Here is a 19,438-nt window from a genome sequence, read left to right as displayed (position 1 = left end):
GCCTCCTTCACGGCTCAATAACGCGCTTGTTTTCGCGCTGTTTACGAACCGGTGTTTTTGCCCCCTCTGTCCCTTGACCTGAGATTATCCGCCCTGCCCGATCAAGATCGGCTTGGGGCGTTCATCCTTCGGTGGAAACCTGACCAGCGCTTTCTCCCAGGCGCTTTTTGGTTTCTCTCTCCAGAGCCTCTTCCGTGACGGTCCATCTGCCTGAGAGTGTTTATGAGGCATTGCTCCTTCGGCGCCGCACATCATGCAAATCGCGTGATATCCGAACTCTCCCGTCACGGTGCGAGATAACATTTCTGCCACCTCAGAGGTTCACCGTCAGATTGAACACTATCTGCGTCTTTAGACACTGTCAAAAGAACTGGTTTGCATCTGCAAAATTTTCTGCGGCAGATGCTGTTAAGCAACGGTAATCGTGCTAAATTGCCCGGGTAATTGATGTACCCGTCGTGCGCGAAGACTGACCCACCCTGTCCGCATGGCGGGATTGATGGCGAAAGAGCCCGTAAGTCACCATATTTACGGGACATTCAGCCTTTTCCTTTATCTGTGGGGTTTATGAACGTGACTGTATCGAATTCCGTAAAGCGCCCGCGCCCTGTGGTGCTGTGCATTCTGGACGGCTGGGGTTATCGCGAAGAAAGCAAGGACAACGCTGTCGCCCTTGCCAACACGCCTGTCTGGGATGACCTTTACGCCAACAATCCGACCGGGTTTCTTAAGGCCTGCGGTCTGGATGTTGGCCTGCCCGAAGGTCAGATGGGCAACTCGGAAGTCGGTCACATGAACCTCGGTGCTGGCCGTGTGGTCATGCAGGAACTGCCCAAAATTGACGAGGCCGTCAAAACCGGCACCATCGCCAATACCGACACCGTCAAAAAGATCATCGCCAAACTTTCCGATTCCAATGGCGTTTGCCATATCGCGGGTCTTCTGTCCGAAGGCGGGGTGCATTCCCATCAGGCCCACATGGCGGCCCTGGCCAAGATCATTGCAGGTGCCGGTGTGCCGGTAAAAATTCACGCCTATCTTGATGGCCGTGATACCGCACCGAAAAGTGCCGCCAAGTTCCTTGAGAAATTCCGCGCCCTGATCGGTGATGCCAATGTTGAAATCGCCACAGTCACCGGCCGTTATTACGCCATGGACCGCGACAACCGTTGGGAACGCGTAAGCCAGGCCTATTTCACGATGGTTCAGGGCAAGAATTACGCCGATGGCCGCAGCGCAGAAAGTGCGGAGGCCGCGATTGCCAACGCCTATGAAGCCGGTACGACCGATGAATTTGTTCTGCCGACCGTGATTGGCGATTATGATGGCATCAAGGACGGCGACGGCCTTCTGATGACTAATTTCCGGGCGGACCGCGCACGTGAAATCCTTGCCGCCCTCTGCGCACCGGAATTTGACGGCTTTGATCGCGGCACGCCGATCAAGTTCGCCGTTCAGGCCGGGATGGTCGAATATTCGTCCGAACATGCCAAATACATGGATGCGATCTATCCGCCGCAGACCCTGCCAAACATCTTTGGCGAAGTGGTATCCAAGGCCGGCATGAAGCAGCTTCGCATCGCCGAGACCGAAAAATACCCGCATGTTTCGTTCTTCTTTAACGGCGGCGAAGAACAGGTATTCGAGGGCGAGGACCGCATTCTGGTCGCCTCCCCCAAAGTCGCGACCTATGACCTGCAGCCGGAAATGTCGGCACCGGAAGTGACCGAAAAACTGGTCGCTGCCATCAAGTCGGAAAAATACGACACCATCATCCTGAACTTTGCCAACCCGGACATGGTCGGCCATAGCGGCATCCTTGAAGCCGCGATGAAGGCCGCAGAGGCGGTTGATACCTGCCTTGGCAAAGTGATTGACGCGATCAAGTCGGTCGGTGGCGTTGCCTTTGTCACCGCTGATCACGGCAACTGCGAAGTGATGGTCGATCCGGAAACCGGCGAACCGCACACGGCACATACACTTAATCTCGTTCCGACCATCCTTGTTAACGGTCCGGAAGGGGTAACATTGGAAGATGGTCGTTTGGCCGATGTCGCACCGACCTTGCTGCAATTGCTTGGCGTGCCGCAACCGGCAGAAATGACTGGTAAACCCTTGCTTAAGGGCCTGAAACAGAATGACGCGCTTCTTGCGAGCTAAGTTAGCTTATGAGATCGCCCTGCCTGCGCTGATCGCTTTTGCGGTTTTTGCTGCAGGCGGGGCTGCGCCTTCTTTTGCCCAATCGCTGCAAAAGGTTGATCAGCAACTTGATCAACTTGAAAACCAGCTTTCCGAACAGCAAAAACAGGAAGAGTTCCTGTCACGCAAATCACGGGAACTCTGGACCGAGGAACAAGCCCTTCAGTCCGAGGCGATATCTGTCGCCAGACGCACCCAGCGCCTTGAAACGACGCTGACCGAACTGGAAGATCAGCTCGAAACGCTTGAAGCACGTGAAAAGGTCGCCGCCACCAGCCTTGAAGACAAGGCCGGGCAATATGCCCGCATCCTGATGGCCCTGCAGCGCCTGTCGACCACCCCGCCCGAAGCGGTCATTGCCCTGCCAACATCGCCGCAGGATACGTTGCGTTCGGCGGTATTGCTTAAGGCCGCCCTGCCCGGTGTCGAACAGCACGCCCGCGATCTGCGCAAGGAACTAGGCGAGATTGCCACGCTGCGCGAAGATATTCGCAATCGTCGTAGCGAATTGGCCGCTGCCACCCAGGAATTGCAACAAGAACGCGCATCCCTTGCCGCCCTTCTGGATGAAAAGCGCCGCCTGCGCGCCCAGACAGAGGCCGAGGCCGAAGAAGCCGCCAAGGCGGTAAGTGCACTTGCCGATGAAGCCAAATCGCTGGGCGAGCTTTTGCGCAATCTGGAAAATCGTGCTGAAGGGCTGCCACGCCCGCGCGCCCGCCCGGAAGTTCGTGTTGCGACACGTACCGAACCGGATGCAGACACGCTTGGTGCGACAACAATTGCCAAAAACACACCGCCACCGCCGCCCGAAAGCAAATCTGATGCGGGGAATACCGGTGGTACTGACACAAGTGACGAAGAATTCGCTGTTGGCAGTTCGATCACACTGGCACAGGGCAACCTCCGCATGCCCGCCAGTGGTAAAGTGGTTACACTTTTTGGTGAAAAATCACGCGGCCCGGATGGTTTGACCGTAAACAGGTCCAAGGGAATTGAGATCAGCACACGCGCAAATGCGCAGGTTGTCTCACCTTTTGACGGCAAAGTTGTCTTTGCCGGCCCCTTCCGCGGGTATGGCCGGCTCTTGATTATCGAACACGGCGAAGGATACCATAGCCTTATCGCCGGTTTTGATCGGCTGGACAGTGTGGTAGGACAATATCTATTGGCGGGCGAACCTGTTGGTATTATGGGTGAAACTTCGCCAAAACTATATCTGGAGATGCGCCAGAACGGGGAAGCAATCAATCCGCTTCCATGGCTGGCCTCGAAAAACGGCAAGGTAAGTGGATGAAAACCTCACGATTGGCAGTACTCGCACTCGCGACCGGCATGACTATCGGCCTTGCGTCGCCAGTTTTGGCGCAATCTTCAACCTCCTCGGCTGAGACCTATCGGCTGCTCAACCTGTTTGGCGATGTGTTCGAACAGGTCAAAAGCAAATATGTCGAAGACGTCGATGACAAAAAACTGATTGAAGCGGCCATTAACGGCATGCTGACATCGCTTGATCCGCATTCCTCATATCTGAATATGGATAATTTCGAGGAAATGCAGGTTGATACCCGCGGCGAATTCGGTGGCCTTGGCATCGAAGTCACCATGGAAGACGGCTTTGTCAAAGTCATCGCGCCGATCTATGACACACCCGCCGAAAAGGCTGGCCTTCAGCCGGGCGACTTCATTACGCATATCGATGGCACCGCCATTCGCGGCATGACGCTGAATGATGCGGTCGAGATGATGCGCGGCAAGGTCAATACCGACATCGTCCTGACCATCATCCGCAAGGGTGAACAGGCACCGTTCGATGTCACCCTGACCCGTGCGGTGATTAAGATCCAGTCGGTCCGCGCCGAACCGAAAGACGATATCGGCTATATCCGTATCACCAAATTCAACGAACAGACCGCCAGCGGCCTGCAGCGCGCCATTGCTGACATGCGCGAAGAAATCGGCCCGGAAATCAAGGGACTGGTGATCGACCTGCGCAACAACCCGGGCGGTTTGCTTGATCAGGCGATCTCGGTTTCCGATGCCTTCCTTGATAAGGGTGAAATCGTATCGACCCGTCCGCGTGATACCGAAAACACCGAACGTTACAATGCACGTAGCGGTGACCTCAGCGAAGGTTTGCCGATTGTGGTTCTGATCAATGATGGTTCTGCCTCGGCATCCGAAATTGTCGCAGGCGCCCTTCAGGATCATCGCCGTGCGGTCATTATGGGTACGCGAAGCTTCGGCAAGGGGTCGGTCCAGACCATCCTTCCGATGCCCGGAAACGTGGCACTTCGTCTGACCACGGCGCGGTATTACACGCCGTCAGGCAAGTCCATTCAGGAAGTCGGCATTGTGCCGGACATCATCGTTCCGCAGGCACGTGTCGAAAGCATCGAGGCGGATACCCGTCGCTCCGAAGCATCGCTTAGTGGCGCCCTTCGTAACGAGGACGAAGGCATCACAGATGCGGAACAGGATGCAAATTCCCGCCGTGACGAGGCCGAACAGCTGGCGATTGATGATTATCAGCTGTCGCGTGCGCTTGACATGATCCGGGGTATTTCGCTGTTTGGCCCGCGTCCGAATGGGTAAGGTTGGACCCGGCATCGTGAGAGACTAGTTGCGCGTGTTCAGGAAAATCCTAAATTCCCTGCCGTTCCGAAAGAAAAAGAACGGTTACATCGACGAGGACATGGTCAGTGATTTGGCCGACGACCTTGGCGACGGGATGACTGACGCCGACGACGGTGAAGACAACGTCAATCTCGATGACTTGCCCTTTAATGAACTGCCGATCGAAGTCCAGTTCAAACGAATGCCAAAGCGGCCGAAATCCCGGCGTAGCTGGCTTTCTAAACTGCTGATCATTACCCTGTTCCTGTCGCCGTTTTGCGCAACAGCGGTCGCGATGATCCCGGTACTTGATCCGGAAACCGGCTGGCGGCTGTTTCATGCTGGCGGGCCGGAAGCCACGATCACGGTTCCGGGCACCGAACGCGAACTGCAAGAAGAAATCGCGCGCGGTGTTAAGGACATTCAGGATCGCGATCGCGCCGCGATGGAGGCTGCCAACGGTGCAAATGGCCAAGGCCAGTCGGCCGAAGACATTGCCGGCAACCTTGATGGCGTTTCCGACCTGATCGGAACACCGGGGGCAACCGATGGCACCGGTGATGGTGCCCCGACACCCGAAGAACTCGCCGCCCTGATCGAGGAAGAAGGATCGTTTGACGAACCGATCGAACCCGATCCCTTACGCCCGGCCCCGCTGCCCGGTCTTGACGAGGAAGGCAGTTTTGGCCGTATCCCGCGCATCGGCGATGATGGCACCACACCGTTTGAAGCCTACAAACGCCCGTTCGAACTGCCCGAAGGAACCCCGGTTGTCGCGGTTATGCTGACCGGTGTTGGCCTGAACGAAGAACGCACCGACGCGGCCATCAATGATCTGCCGCTTAACATTTCACTGGCGATTTCGCCCTATGCCCGCGATCTGCAAACAGTTGCCCGCGAAGCACGCGCCATGGGCCACGAGGTCTTCCTTGAACTTCCGATGGAACCTGCTGACTTCCCGCTGTCAGATCCCGGACCGCGCGCACTTTTGACATCCCTGTCAGAGGGAGAGAACCTTGTCCGTCTGGAATGGTTGCTGGCACGTTTCCCGGGCTATGCCGGCCTGGTCAGTCGTCAGGGATCGAAATTTGGTAGCCTAGATAGTGCCATTCGCCCGGTGATCGAATTCATTTCGCGTACTGGCCTTATGTATGTCGAAGGCACCGGAAGCGGTGTCGCCAGTTATGGCGCGCAACTGGCAGCAAATGACGGAACACCGAATGCGATCAGCAATGTCATCATTGATGACACGCCAAGCCGCCGCCACATCGACAGGCGGCTGGCCGAACTGGTCGAGATCGCCAAACGCAATGGCGTAGCCGTCGGGATTGCGCAATCCTATCCGGTGACGATCCAGCGACTGCGCAACTGGGCCTTCCGCCTGAAACGTCAGGGCGTTGTTCTGGTCCCGGTCAGTGCCGTATCAGGCCAGCAGGTCACGCCGCAATCTGCCGACGAGGCAGAGGCCGCCCGCCTTGAAGCCGAGGAACGCGAACGTGAGGTCATGGCAGAACAGGCAGAGCAGGAAGAAGCACTTTCGGAACCTGCCGATCTGGCGGAGCCCGACGAACCCGCCAACACAATCGAGAACTAATGACAGATGCCGGTACCCCGGCCCTGTCAGTCAGGAGCAGTCATGGCAAAGAAGTCCGACACCCCGAACGCAGACAAAGTCACGGCAGATGATCTTCCTTATCGGCCATGCGTCGGTATTGCCCTGTTTAACGCAGACGGATTGGTCTGGATGGGCAACCGTTTCGGGTTTGAAGGCGCTTGGCAACTGCCGCAAGGCGGCATTGATGACGGCGAAACGCCGATTGAAGCCGCCATGCGCGAACTCAAGGAAGAAATCGGCACCGACAAGGCTGAAATCATTTCCGAAACGCCTAACTGGCTGACCTATGACCTGCCCGAACACCTGATCGGCAAGGCCTTCAAGGGTAAGTATCGCGGCCAGAAACAGAAATGGTTCGCCATGCGCTTTACCGGCAAGGACAAACACATCAATATTGATGTCCCGGATCCGGAATTTGACAGTTGGCGCTGGAACGATCTGGCAACCCTGCCGGACCTTATTGTGCCGTTCAAAAGGCCGGTTTATTTACAAATTGCTGCCGAGTTTCATGACATACCGCAAAGAATTCGGGAAAAGGGTCAGGCATAAGACGATGTTTGCGGTTTGATCGCAGTACAGTTTTCGATAAATTTGAATAACAAACATTCGGCTTAGAGGAGTTCCAACATGGGTATGGATCGGTTGATCTTTGGTGTTCTGACCATCGTGGTCGGTCTTTTCGGCCTGTTTTACGCGTCAGGTTCGCAGGACGGTTATTCCTACTTCGTCGGGCTTGCGATGTTCATTGGTGCCGTGCTGTTCATGTTCCATCTGATCAAGGGCCATTATGACCAGCTTGAAGCGTCCGATCACTGATCGCTGCTTTTGATGTATCATCGGATTTCTGCGCCCCAACCTCTGGTCTGGGGCGCTTGTTTTTGTCGGCACCTCTCCTCGATGCTTCAAATGACATCCGAAACGCGATAAGACTTTCCCATGAGCAATACACACTGGGATCCTGCCCGTTACGGTTTGTTTGGCAATGAACGCCTGCGACCTGCCATCGATCTGATTTCGCGTTTGCCCAAACCGGCAAGCGGGTTTTCACCCCGTCATATTGTCGACCTTGGCTGTGGCCCGGGTTCAGTAACAGCCATACTTGCCGATGCATATGGTTCAAGCGATCCTGACGGACCGCGTATCACAGGTGTTGATTCGTCAGACGAGATGCTTGAAACCGCGCGCAAGCGGGATGAAAACATCACCTGGCAAAAGGCCGACATCGCCGACTGGCAACCGGACGCGCCGGTTGATCTGCTGTTTTCCAATGCGGCCCTGCACTGGGTACCCGATCACTCAAAGCTGTTTCCGCGCCTTCTCGAACATCTTCGCCCCGGCGGCATTATCGCCATTCAGGTGCCCAACAATTTCCTGGCACCCAGCCACCAGTTGATTGGCGAAGCCGGGATGGACTGGCGCAAGGAAGTGGCAACCGCGATGCATGCGGCCCGCATCATGCGCCCGGGTGATTATTTCGATGTGTTGACACCTGCATGTGATGAAGTCGACCTTTGGCAAACGCAATATTGCCACGTGCTGACCGGGCCAGATGCGGTCTATAACTGGACCAGTTCAACCATCCTGCGTCCCGTCATGGATGCCCTGCCCGATGATGAAGCGCGCGCAAAATTCACTGCGAAATACAAGGAACGGCTTAATCAGGTCTATCCGTCACGCGATGACGGACGTACCCTGTTTCCTTTCAATCGCCTGTTCATGATCGCCCGCAAGAAGTCCGCCTGACGATCCGAACAACACATCCCTGACAAGGAGCATACCATGGCCGATTTTCGCGAACATTTCGTCAAATGCTGTGGCTATGAAGTCCATGTCAGGGCTTGGGGAAATCCGGCCAATCGACCGCTTCTAATGATGCACGGGCTGGCGCGTCTGGCTGATGACTTTGACCATGTCGCACCGCATTTTACCGACAAATACTATGTTCTTTGCCCATCAATGATCGGGCGGGGATTTTCCGGTTGGGCCAGCGATCCGGACACGGAATACACCGTGCCCTTCTATGTCGCCCAGATGTTTGAACTGCTCGATCATTTCAACATTGATACCTGCGACTGGATCGGCACATCCATGGGTGGGTTGATTGGCCTTTATGCCACAACCGAAGTCGCCGGACGCATCGAACGGCTGGTGCTTAACGACATTGGCCCCGAACTTGATCCTGCCGCGGTTGCGCGCATCAAATCCTATGTCGGGGCATCCCCGGAATTTGAAACCATCAACGAGGTCGAACAGCTTGTTCGTCTGGTTTATGCCTCCTTCGGCGTGGCCGATGATGCGACATGGGCCTTTTTGGCATCACGTTCCGTACGTCGCCTGCCCAATGGCAATTTCATGATGCATTACGACCCGCAAGTGATGCGGGTTTTTGCCGAACATATTGATAACTTTGATGCCTGGGCCGAATTTGAAGCCCTGCCCTGTCCCGTCATGCTGATCAGTGGCGAACAGTCCGATCTGATTCCGAAATCCATCGTCGATAAAATGAAACAGAAAAAACCACAAATGCCGGTTTTTGCAGTGGCGAACTGCGGGCACGCACCCCACTTAAATGATAAAGCGCAAATCGACGCAATTCGGGACTTTCTGAGCACGAGCACATCCTGACCGGCAATCCCCGGTAAATCGCAGGATCAAGTCACGCCGGAAAACCCCGTCCGTCAAGAACCCGATGAAGTTTGCTACGCGCCAAGAACGCAGCAAGGGTTCAACGGTTGTTGGTTGGGACCGACAAAATCAAACCATTCAAGCGTCCGGCAAAGGACGCAGTCTGGCTGTTGCCTCGATTGCTGTGGTTGTTTGATCACCTGTGGGCACAGGCGACATGAAAAAGCTGCATTGGCCAAATTGGGCAAAAAGACACCGGATATGGATATTTCTGACGGCTTTGCTGCATGCGGGTCTGGTTCAGAACCCCTCGGCTTTTGCCCAATCGCTCCAAACTGAACCAACATCGCAAACCGGCGTTACGTTGATCCCGGGCGGCAGCGCATTTGGCCCCGGCGGTATTTCATCCTCAAACCCAACCGGCTTTGATCGCAGCTTTACCCCGTCGGCACGCTATGGCCTGACACTTGGTCCCGATGCAACAGATCCTCACAATCCGGCACAGTACTGGCTTGAATTCGGTGGTACGCCGCGTTCTGATCACGGCATGAATGCCCAAATCGGCTTTGGCTATTCACCGTCCCCTGATGTTGGTTTTACCGTCGGACCGTTCGTTGATCTTGATGCCGCGACACCGGGCAATTTTGGTGTTTACCAGACCGATGCATTCGGTATGCAACATCGTGCGCGTCCAAGGTTCGGCTTTACCGGCACAGGCTTGACCAACGATGCCGGACTTGCCGGCTCACTGTCTTACATGCCGCTCGAAGATATCTGGATCGGCCTGCATGGCTCGGTTTCACGTGATTTGACCACAACGAGCCCCAGTGACGGTCTACTTGATGGCATTGATGCCATGTTGGGGCTGACGGCCAGATACCGGATCCAGTTCTGATCATGCGGTTGCGCACCCGTATGCCAGTGCCCCTGACAATTCCCAATTCGGATGTTGCGCAGCGCTGGCAGTGCTGTATGACTGTTTGAAAGCAAACCAACGGGACATCCAGACACGCATGAGCCATTCGCTCCCTCCTGAACACGCTGTACTTGGACCACCATTCGATGCCTGCAACGAACTGGCAGCCGCAAAGAATGCCAATCTGTATCGTGCCGCAATGCGCCTTTCGCCCGAACGGCAGCGTTTCTTTCTGGCAGCCTATGCTTCGATGCGTGTGATCGACGATATCGTCGATGACGGTTTCCTTGAACTTCCTGATGCCGAGCGCGATGCCCAACGCGAATTTGTCCTGCAAACCATTCATCAATGGCAAGCACAGGTCATCGCCGCCAAGGCAGATCTGGATAATCCGCTGCCCGAAAACGGCCCTTTGTCGGCTGAGGTCTATCAGGCCCTGCGCCTGACGTTGGGACGCAGCGACCTTCCCGCAGATCCATGGATCGAATTGGCAGACGCGCTTCATCGTGACATCGCCGAAGAACCGATGGACGAATGGGAAGATTTTATCGCCTATTGCGAAGGGGCAACCGCGGCACCGGCATCGATTTTTGTCTATCTGTTGTCCGCCCGGTATGACGCAGAGATCGGCTATACCTCGCCACTGACCAACCCACCGCTGTATCACGCGCGGGACATGGCGATCTTTTGCTATATCATCCACATTCTGCGCGACCTGCCCGAAGACATCAAAGGCCCCGACCGCCTTGTCACCATCCCCGCAGAAGTCCTGATCGCTGCCGACATCACCCTTGGTGAAATCCGTAATGCCATCGGTCAGGGCAAATATGGTGATCTCGATTATCTCGGTAAAATCCTGCTCGAACATGCCTGGGAGCATTTCGAAACCGGGCAAGCCAGATCGGGTGAATTGTTGTCGGTTCTGGATACGGACGAGGCCGATACCTTGTCGCGCCTGTTCACCGTCTATATCGAACTGGGCGGAGCCATGATGGAAAACGGCTATGCAGGCTTCCTGACCGAACGCGATGAAATCATGCAAAGCACGGCCCAAAACAGCCTGCCTGACGTCAAAAAGGACTAGGCTTCCTAAACGCGCCGCAAAAGAAAACCCCGCCAAGTTGGCGGGGTTTGTTGTTTTGTGCCAAAATCAAATGGCTTAGCTGGCACGAAGGGCCGCCACACCCGGAAGGGTTTTGCCTTCTAGCCATTCCAGGAACGCACCACCTGCGGTCGAGACATATGAAAATGCCTGATCAGAATCGGCATGACGCAGGGCCGCGACAGTGTCGCCACCGCCTGCAACCGACAGAAGCTTGCCAGCCTTGGTCAGTTCTGCTGCATGCTGGGCGACCGAAACGGTTGCGGTGTCAAACGGGGTAATTTCAAACGCACCCAACGGGCCGTTCCAGACCAGCGTTTCACAAGTCTCGAGACGCTTGTTCAGGTCTTCGATGGTTGCCGGACCGGCATCAAGGATCATGCCATCGGCAGCGACGTCGTTGATGTCACAAACATCATGCGGCGCATTGGCGGCAAATTCCTTCGCCACCAGACCATCGACCGGCAGGACGATTTCGCAATCGGCAGCTTCGGCCTTTTTGAAAATCTCGCGCGCGGTATCAAGCAGGTCATGCTCGCACAGTGACTTGCCAACATTGACACCCTTTGCTGCCAGGAAGGTGTTGGCCATGCCACCGCCAATCACCAGTTGATCGACCTTGGCAACAAGGTTACCCAGAAGATCAAGCTTGGTGGAAATCTTTGCACCGCCAACAATCGCCATCACCGGATGTTTTGGTGCCTCCAGCGCATTGCCAAGCGCTTCGAGTTCAGCCTGCATCAAACGACCGGCATAGGCCGGAAGCGCGCGTGCCAGACCCTCGGTCGAGGCGTGCGCACGGTGCGCACAGGAAAACGCGTCATTGACATACATATCGCCAAGCTTTGCCAACTCAGTGACAAAGGCCGGGTCGTTCTTTTCTTCTTCGGCGTGGTAACGCAGGTTTTCAAGAAGGGCGATTTCGCCATCTTTCAGGCTGTTGACCACGCTTGCCGCCGCGTCACCGATGCAGTCATCCGCAAACTTCACCGGACGGCCAAGCTGCTTGGCAAGGGCATCGGCAACCGGTTTCAGGCTCATTTCCGGGACGCGCGCACCTTTGGGTCGACCGAAATGCGTAATCACAACCAGTTTCGCCCCGGCATCCGCCAGTTCGATCAGGCCCGGTACGGTGCGGTCGATACGAGTCGTATCGCCAACAACACCATCCTTCATCGGAACGTTAAGATCAGCGCGCAGCAAAACGCGCTTGCCAGCGACATTGACACCGTCAAGCGTATTGAAGTCAGCCATTATCTGAACCTGCTTTTGAGTTTCACAAAAGACGGGATTGGGTGTCCCGACATGGATTGAACCAAATCCTGATGCGCCTTGTTTTGCCCGATCACCTCATCCGACGCAAGGCCAGATCAAACCGGTCAAAAGACCAATCAGGAAAACCTGATCAATGGTTTCCCAGAAGGGACGCGTGCAAAAAGCCAGAAAAACTTGTCGCGACCGGGCCGGTCATCAATACATGATCATCGGGCAGCCATTCAATGGTCAGTGGCCCGCCATCAAGGATCACTTCGACCTTGCGACCAGTCAGGCCGCGGCGTGCCGCCGCAACACCAGCCGCACAGGCGCCCGTCCCGCATGCACGGGTCACGCCGACACCGCGTTCCCAAACGCGCATGCGGATCTTGTTTTCATCAATGATGCTGCAAACTTCGATATTGGCGCGTTCCGGGAACATTTCATGATGTTCAAGCACCGGGCCGAATTTTTCGATATCAATGGACTCGGCATCATCAACAAAGAAAACACCATGCGGATTACCAACATTGACACCCACCGCATCTGAAAGCGGACCGAGTGAAAGCGGAATATGGTTGGTATCGACCGCCTCGGCCAGCGGAATGTCACGCCAATCGAGTTTGACCTGCCCCATATCAACCGTGACACGGCCATCAGCCAGACCATTGGCATCCAGCAAACCGACAACGGTTTCAATGATCACGTCTTTGCGGCCAAGTTCGCCCATGACGATATTGGCCACACAGCGGGTCGCATTGCCACACGCCTGTACCTCGCCGCCATCATTGTTACGGATGCGCATGAAGGCATCGGCCAGATCATCCCGGGCCGGTTCGATGACGATCAACTGATCGCAACCAACCCCGGTCTTGCGATCGGCAATACGGGCAGCGGTCGCGTCATCAAGATCAAGCACAGCAGGATCACGTCGTCCGTCAAGGACAACGAAATCATTTCCCAAACCATGCATTTTGACAAAAGGAATACCGTTCATACCCGCCTTATAATCCTGATTGCGCAAGGCGTCCACAGTTGGAATTCCCGACAGAGCGGGCGTTTTATCAAATCGGAAAAGGTCAGACTTGGATTGAACTCTAGGCCGTCAAGCGCGGGCTTGCTGGTGCGCAATAGCGCACCTTGCTTGGTGCATATCCGGCCCGGGAAAAATATCCCCTCAGACGTTCATCAAGTTCACCAAGCGAAACATAGACGTTGCGGCAATCATGCACCCGCGCCAAACGGCTCATGGCATCGCGCATCGCATCAAGGACATAGTCGCCGGATACGATTTCAACCGCCATCACATTGTCGACATGCAAGACAACGCCATCGGTCATGTCATCACGGACATAATACGAAAACAGTCCGTGGATATAGCCGCGCTCGTTGGCGATCACGATGATGCCGCGCTCACGTTGCCAGAGGATGTCATCACCGTCGGTGCCTGCACCAACTGACTCCTTGTTAACCGGCATGCAATACTGATCGACGAATGCACGCCAACGGTCAAAAGACATGTCGACTTTCAACATCTGAACCAGCGGATATGTCATATCCGCTGTCTGTGCTGTAAGTGGAAGTGACTTGTAGGCTTCTGACATGATCCTGCCCTCTGGAATTTAGCAGATCATGCCGCAAATAAATCGGCCCCACCTTGATGTGCATCAACACCTTTTGAGGGTTTGGCGCGCATAAACACAGCCAGTACAGAAGTACCCAGCCGAAGGGCCAATACGTTTCCGCCGATTGAATTTCTGACGGGTTTGCAAGCCGAGATTGACGTAGGTCAATGGCTTTTGGATGAACTGTCCGCATACTCGCCGAACGAATTGGGAAACCTCGCCCGGAATAACGCGCCCTGACTTTCAGACAAGGTGCATTTTGGGTGGGGCTTTTTGTGCAGGTGGACCGAAGATCAAGAAGGTCGTCGGTTCATCGGGACTTTTGAAACTGCCCGAGAGGGTTTTGGGCAGTTCACCCGACCACCTTGAACGGGAGTCAAGCATGAGCCAGGGGAGCATGGCACAGGCAGCATCGCCTTCAGTTGCTGTCAATTATAATATGGACGTTGTGCGCTGGGCCGCACTTGCGACCGTATTTTGGGGAGTAGTCGGATTTTTGGTGGGCGATGTCATTGCATGGCAGCTCGCATTTCCGGTTCTCAATTTTGATACAGAATTTCTGAACTTCGGACGCCTGCGTCCGCTGCACACCTCGGCAGTGATCTTTGCCTTTGGCGGTAACGCGCTTCTGGCAACGTCATTCTATGTCGTGCAGCGCACCTGCCGCGCACCGCTTTATGGCGGTCGCGCACTTCCGGCGTTCGTGTTCTGGGGGTACCAGCTGTTCATCGTGATGGCGGCCATCGGTTATGTTACCGGTGTGACCCAGGGTCGTGAATATGCCGAACCGGAATGGTTCGTTGATATCTGGATCACGATCGTCTGGGTTTGCTATCTGGCAATGTTTGTCGGCACCCTTTTGAAACGTACCGAGCCGCACATTTATGTCGCGAACTGGTTCTATCTGGCCTTTATCGTGACCATTGCGATGCTCCATCTTGGCAACAACCTTGCCATTCCGGTCTCGTTCATGGGCACGAAGTCCTATTCGATGTTCTCGGGCGTACAGGATGCATTGACCCAGTGGTGGTACGGCCATAACGCTGTGGGCTTCTTCCTGACGGCTGGCTTCCTCGGCATGATGTACTACTTCATTCCGAAACGTGCCGAACGTCCGGTTTATTCCTATCGCCTGTCGATCATCCACTTCTGGGCGCTGATCTTCCTGTATATCTGGGCTGGTCCGCACCACCTGCACTACACCGCACTTCCGGATTGGGCACAGACCCTTGGCATGACCTTCTCGATCATGCTGTGGATGCCGTCATGGGGCGGGATGATCAACGGTCTGATGACGCTTTCGGGCGCCTGGGACAAACTGCGCACGGATCCGGTTCTGCGCTTCATGGTGGCGGCTGTCGGTTTCTACGGCATGTCGACCTTCGAAGGCCCGGTCATGTCGATCAAGGCGGTCAACGGCCTGTCGCACTATACCGACTGGACCATTGGTCACGTGCATTCCGGTGCGCTTGGCTGGGTTGCCTTCGTATCGTTCGGTGCGATCTACTTCCTGATCCCGGTCCTTTGGCACCGTGAACGCCTGTATTCGATGCGCCTTGTGGCTCATCACTTCTGGCTCGGTACCATCGGGATCGTTCTTTACATCACCTCGATGTGGGTTTCGGGGATCATGCAGGGCCTGATGTGGCGCGCCTATGACGACCTTGGCTTCCTGCAGTATTCCTTCATCGAAACTGTCGAGGCAATGCATCCCTACTACATCATTCGTGCAACCGGTGGCCTGCTGTTCTTGCTGGGTTCGCTGCTGATGGTCTGGAACATCTACAAGACCATCAAGGGTGACCTCCGTAACGAAGCACCAATCGGCACACCTGCACCCGTTGCAGCCGAATAAGGGGGGAACCAGAGATGCTTCTTAAAAAACACCATATCGTAGAAAAGAACGTCTTCTTTCTGATCCTTGGTATTTTCCTGACCATCATCATCGGCGGTATCGTTGAAATTGTACCGTTGTTCACGATGGAACAGACCATTGAGAAAGTGGAAGGTGTCCGTCCCTATTCGCCACTCGAACAGGCCGGTCGTAACATCTATCTCCGTGAAGGTTGCTATAATTGCCATTCCCAGCAGATCCGTCCGTTCCGTGACGAGGTCGAACGTTATGGCCATTACAGCCTTGCAGCAGAATCGATGTATGACCATCCGTTCCAGTGGGGGTCAAAACGAACCGGTCCGGATCTGGCACGTGTCGGCGGAAAATATTCCAACGCATGGCATGTGGCCCACCTGATTGACCCGCGCGCTGTTGTGCCGGAATCGATCATGCCGGGTTATCCGTTCCTGGCGGAACGCAAACTGAATTTCGATGACGCTCAGGCACATCTCGAGACCCTCAAGATGGTAGGTGTCCCCTACACAGACGAGATGATCGAGGCAGCCAAGGCAGACCTGTATCTGCAGGCCAGCGAGGATGCGGCCTATGACGATGATTTCCTCGCGCGCTATCCGAATGCGGCAACAGGTGACTTTGACGGCAACCCGGCAGAATTGACCGAAATGGATGCGCTTGTTGCGTACCTGCAGGTCCTGGGCCGGATGGTCGACTTCACCACCTACAACCCGCAGATGAACCTGCGCTAATGCAAGGGGATCGTCATGGAATTCTTTACGCAACTCGCTGACTTTTTCCGCCCTCTGTGGGGTCTGTGGCTGATGCTGCTGTTCGGCGCGATTATTGCCTGGGTCATGTGGCCAAGCAAAAAGCGCAACAAGGACATGGAATCGCATGCGCAGATCCCCTTCCGGGATCAGGATTGAGGGGAGAACAGAGCAATGTCGACAAAAGTCGAGAAAGATCAGGTATCCGGCACAGATACCACCGGTCATGAATGGGATGGCATCAAGGAACTGAATACTCCGCTGCCGTCCTGGTGGGTCTATGTCTTCTGGATCACCGTCATCTGGTCTGTTGGTTACTGGGTGGTTTACCCGTCCTGGCCGACTGCCAATGACTATCTCAAAGGTATGTTTGGCACCACCAACCGTACCGAACTGCACGAAACCATGGCCAGTGTTGCGGCCGAACGTGCACCTTACATGGAACGTCTGGCTGCCCTGGATGTATCGGAAATCGCCAATGACAGCGAACTTCTGAACTTCTCCATGGCTGGCGGCAAGGCCGTTTTCGCCGATAACTGCGCACCGTGCCATGGCACCGGTGGTTCGGGTAACCCGGGCTTCCCGTCGCTTCAGGACGATGCGTGGCTTTGGGGCGGGACGCTTGATGCCATCAACCAGACACTGCATGTCGGTGTGCGCTGGGATGCCAATGAAGATACCCGCTTCAATGATATGCCGGCATTTGGGCGTGACGAACTGCTTGAACGCGACCAGATCGAAGATGTGGTTCAATATGTTCTGTCCTTCACGGACCGTGCAACTGACGCCGCTGCGGCTGATCGCGGTGCGGTGGTCTTTGAGGAAAACTGCGCTTCTTGCCACGGTGACGATGCCAAAGGCATTCAGGATCTCGGTGCACCGAACCTGACAGACGCCATCTGGCTCTATGGTGGTTCGAAAGAAACCATCACCGAAACGGTCATGAATTCCCGTCGCGGCGTCATGCCGGCATGGGAAGGCCGTCTGGACGAAGAAACCATCAAAATGCTGACGGTTTATGTCCACTCGCTCGGTGGCGGCCAGTAAGTCCGCGTTCAAATACAACTTTTTCAAAAAGGCCCGTGATTTGTAATCGCGGGCCTTTTTCTTTGCCGGGCAGCTCACCCACAACAATTCATACCAATATCGGCTAACAAATTGACATGTGTCATGGTGTGCAAGCCGGGTCTCTCGTATTTTCTGCCTGAGATTTGAATAATTAGAGTTTGCTCTGTAAAGCTGCCAGAAACCCACGTTCTCCTGACAGACCAACCTTCAAAGCGACTGGCGGGTTCGCCCCGCACAGAGAGCAGTCGCAAGGTTCAGAGCAACAACCAGGTAGCGAACATGGCCATGTCCACTTTGCAGCAACCAGATATCGAACCCAAAAACGTCCCGCACATCGTCGACGAAGGCGATTATGATGAAGTCCCGCTTTATAAAAAGCGCGACAAAGTCTATCCGAAGCGCGTCTCAGGACGTTTCCGGAACCTGAAGTGGTTTGCGCTGATTGCACTTTTGGGCATTTACTGGGTCGTGCCATGGCTGCGCTGGGACCGTGGGCCGAGTGCACCGGATCAGGCCGTTCTGATCGATATGGATCTGGGGCGTGCCTATTTCTTCTTCATCGAAATCTGGCCACAGGAAGTCTATTACATCACCGGCATCCTGATCATGGCCGCTGTCGGCTTGTTCCTTGCAACGTCGCTGTTTGGGCGTATCTGGTGCGGCTATGCCTGCCCGCAAACGGTGTGGACGGATCTGTTCATGCTGGTTGAACGCTATATCCAGGGCGACCGCAATGCGCGTGTCCGCCTCGACAAATCGAAATGGACGCTGGAAAAAATCTGGAAAATCAGTGCAACGCATCTGGCCTGGATCGTCATTTCCATGGCGACCGGTGGTGCATTTGTCCTTTATTTCCACGATGCCCCGACCGTGATGGTCGATATCTTCACCGCCAATGCCACCTTTGGAACCTATGTCACCATCGCATTTCTGACGGGCTCGACCTACCTTCTGGCAGGCTGGGCACGTGAACAGGTTTGCACCTATATGTGCCCTTGGCCACGCTTCCAGTCCGCCATGCTTGATGATGAAAGCATGATCGTCACCTATGAAAGCTGGCGCGGTGAAACACGTGGTCCGATCAAACGTAAAAACCTTATGCGCGGCGAAGTGCCCGAAACCGGCCACTGCATCGACTGCCACGCCTGCGTGAATGTTTGCCCGACCGGCATTGATATCCGCGATGGCTTGCAAATGGAGTGCATTGGCTGTGGGCTGTGCATCGATGCCTGCAACGAGATGATGGACAAGGTCGGCTTCCCGCGCGATCTGGTTCGCTTCGACTCGGTCCAGAACAGTCAGCTTCGCGCCCAGGGCAAAGCCACACGTGTGCGCATCATTCGCCCCAGAACGATATTCTATGCGGTGCTTCTGGTGCTCGTCGCATCCGTGATGATGTTTGGTCTGGCCAACCGTTCGGTGCTTGAGCTCAATGTCCTGCGCGACCGTAACCCGCTGTTCGTTGCCCTGTCTGATGGTGACGTGCGCAACGGCTATACCCTTAAGGTTCTCAACAAGGAACAGGCCGAAAAAACCTATGTTCTGTCGCTTGACGGAATTGACGCAACTGATTTCCAGATCATCGGCCTGACCCCGAACCAGGACGGCACCTATGATCTTGATGTGGCCCCGGACCGGGTCGGCAGTTTCCGTGTCTTTGTGGCAGCGGATCCTCAAACACTTGATGGTAAATCGACACCATTTGAATTCACGGTGACCGATAAGGAAACCGGTAACACCGAAACATATGATACAGTGTTCGCCGGTCCGGAAAACGACCGCTGATCGCAAAAGCGTTTCAG

The 19,438-nt window shown here is 55.2% G+C and carries 18 protein-coding genes and 2 riboswitches; of the genes, 15 read left to right on the top strand and 3 right to left on the bottom strand.

Annotated elements, in window-relative coordinates; genetic code table 11:
* Positions 1 to 64: 64 nt before the first annotated feature.
* A riboswitch (glycine riboswitch) is annotated at positions 65 to 186 on the bottom strand.
* A gap of 2 nt (positions 187 to 188) precedes the next feature.
* Positions 189 to 294, bottom strand: a riboswitch (glycine riboswitch).
* A gap of 273 nt (positions 295 to 567) precedes the next feature.
* The 10 genes from gpmI to IT893_RS01655 all read left to right on the top strand — a co-directional run bounded on the left by gpmI (position 568) and on the right by IT893_RS01655 (position 11,052).
* Entirely contained in the window at positions 568 to 2,160 is a 1,593-nt protein-coding gene (gene gpmI, locus IT893_RS01700) for a 2,3-bisphosphoglycerate-independent phosphoglycerate mutase (RefSeq protein WP_197146617.1), read from the top strand.
* A complete protein-coding gene (locus IT893_RS01695; protein ID WP_252724043.1) occupies positions 2,150 to 3,493 on the top strand; it encodes a murein hydrolase activator EnvC in 1,344 nt (447 codons plus the stop codon). The genes gpmI and IT893_RS01695 overlap by 11 nt, the downstream gene beginning before the upstream one ends.
* Positions 3,490 to 4,791, top strand: coding sequence for a S41 family peptidase (locus IT893_RS01690; RefSeq protein WP_064781166.1), 1,302 nt, complete (start codon positions 3,490 to 3,492; stop codon positions 4,789 to 4,791). The genes IT893_RS01695 and IT893_RS01690 overlap by 4 nt, the downstream gene beginning before the upstream one ends.
* A gap of 34 nt (positions 4,792 to 4,825) precedes the next feature.
* The gene (locus IT893_RS01685) at positions 4,826 to 6,406 is read left to right on the top strand and encodes a divergent polysaccharide deacetylase family protein (RefSeq protein ID WP_252724042.1); all 1,581 of its coding nucleotides are present in this window, start codon (positions 4,826 to 4,828) and stop codon (positions 6,404 to 6,406) included.
* A 42-nt stretch (positions 6,407 to 6,448) separates the two neighbouring features.
* On the top strand, positions 6,449 to 6,976 hold the full coding sequence (locus IT893_RS01680; protein ID WP_008889836.1) for an RNA pyrophosphohydrolase: 528 nt from the start codon (positions 6,449 to 6,451) through the stop codon (positions 6,974 to 6,976).
* Between the two features lie 78 nt (positions 6,977 to 7,054).
* Positions 7,055 to 7,243, top strand: a complete 189-nt coding sequence (locus IT893_RS01675; RefSeq protein WP_008889835.1) for a hypothetical protein — start codon at positions 7,055 to 7,057, stop codon at positions 7,241 to 7,243.
* 120 nt (positions 7,244 to 7,363) lie between these two features.
* The gene (locus IT893_RS01670) at positions 7,364 to 8,170 is read left to right on the top strand and encodes a methyltransferase domain-containing protein (protein ID WP_063089173.1); all 807 of its coding nucleotides are present in this window, start codon (positions 7,364 to 7,366) and stop codon (positions 8,168 to 8,170) included.
* 36 nt (positions 8,171 to 8,206) lie between these two features.
* A complete protein-coding gene (locus tag IT893_RS01665; RefSeq protein WP_197146615.1) occupies positions 8,207 to 9,052 on the top strand; it encodes an alpha/beta fold hydrolase in 846 nt (281 codons plus the stop codon).
* 280 nt (positions 9,053 to 9,332) lie between these two features.
* Complete coding sequence (locus IT893_RS01660; RefSeq protein ID WP_157097741.1) at positions 9,333 to 9,947, top strand: hypothetical protein; 615 nt, start codon at positions 9,333 to 9,335, stop codon at positions 9,945 to 9,947.
* A gap of 118 nt (positions 9,948 to 10,065) precedes the next feature.
* Positions 10,066 to 11,052, top strand: a complete 987-nt coding sequence (locus IT893_RS01655; RefSeq protein WP_197146614.1) for a squalene/phytoene synthase family protein — start codon at positions 10,066 to 10,068, stop codon at positions 11,050 to 11,052.
* Between the two features lie 75 nt (positions 11,053 to 11,127).
* Here the strand turns inward: IT893_RS01655 and pgk are convergent, their stop codons facing one another.
* From pgk to IT893_RS01640, 3 genes are all read right to left on the bottom strand, one after another.
* Positions 11,128 to 12,324: a phosphoglycerate kinase gene (gene pgk, locus IT893_RS01650; protein ID WP_197146613.1), complete on the bottom strand. Its 1,197-nt coding sequence runs from the start codon at positions 12,322 to 12,324 to the stop codon at positions 11,128 to 11,130.
* Positions 12,325 to 12,475: 151 nt separating this feature from the next.
* Positions 12,476 to 13,321: a diaminopimelate epimerase gene (gene dapF / locus IT893_RS01645; RefSeq protein ID WP_197146612.1), complete on the bottom strand. Its 846-nt coding sequence runs from the start codon at positions 13,319 to 13,321 to the stop codon at positions 12,476 to 12,478.
* Positions 13,322 to 13,421: 100 nt separating this feature from the next.
* Complete coding sequence (locus IT893_RS01640) at positions 13,422 to 13,928, bottom strand: hypothetical protein (RefSeq protein ID WP_197146611.1); 507 nt, start codon at positions 13,926 to 13,928, stop codon at positions 13,422 to 13,424.
* 418 nt (positions 13,929 to 14,346) lie between these two features.
* Between IT893_RS01640 and ccoN the strand changes: the two genes are divergently transcribed.
* The 5 genes from ccoN to ccoG all read left to right on the top strand — a co-directional run bounded on the left by ccoN (position 14,347) and on the right by ccoG (position 19,421).
* Positions 14,347 to 15,804, top strand: coding sequence for a cytochrome-c oxidase, cbb3-type subunit I (gene ccoN / locus IT893_RS01635; protein ID WP_008889827.1), 1,458 nt, complete (start codon positions 14,347 to 14,349; stop codon positions 15,802 to 15,804).
* Positions 15,805 to 15,818: 14 nt separating this feature from the next.
* Complete coding sequence (gene ccoO / locus IT893_RS01630) at positions 15,819 to 16,550, top strand: cytochrome-c oxidase, cbb3-type subunit II (protein ID WP_008889826.1); 732 nt, start codon at positions 15,819 to 15,821, stop codon at positions 16,548 to 16,550.
* Between the two features lie 15 nt (positions 16,551 to 16,565).
* Positions 16,566 to 16,727: a cbb3-type cytochrome c oxidase subunit 3 gene (locus IT893_RS01625; RefSeq protein WP_008889825.1), complete on the top strand. Its 162-nt coding sequence runs from the start codon at positions 16,566 to 16,568 to the stop codon at positions 16,725 to 16,727.
* 15 nt (positions 16,728 to 16,742) lie between these two features.
* Positions 16,743 to 17,615: a cytochrome-c oxidase, cbb3-type subunit III gene (ccoP, locus tag IT893_RS01620; protein WP_064781177.1), complete on the top strand. Its 873-nt coding sequence runs from the start codon at positions 16,743 to 16,745 to the stop codon at positions 17,613 to 17,615.
* A gap of 300 nt (positions 17,616 to 17,915) precedes the next feature.
* A complete protein-coding gene (gene ccoG, locus IT893_RS01615; RefSeq protein ID WP_197146610.1) occupies positions 17,916 to 19,421 on the top strand; it encodes a cytochrome c oxidase accessory protein CcoG in 1,506 nt (501 codons plus the stop codon).
* The last annotated feature ends 17 nt before the right edge of the window (positions 19,422 to 19,438 follow it).

The sequence above is a fragment of the Thalassospira sp. A40-3 genome (genome assembly GCF_015871485.1).
GTDB lineage: Bacteria > Pseudomonadota > Alphaproteobacteria > Rhodospirillales > Thalassospiraceae > Thalassospira > Thalassospira tepidiphila.
This window is presented reverse-complemented; position numbering and strand designations above follow the sequence as displayed.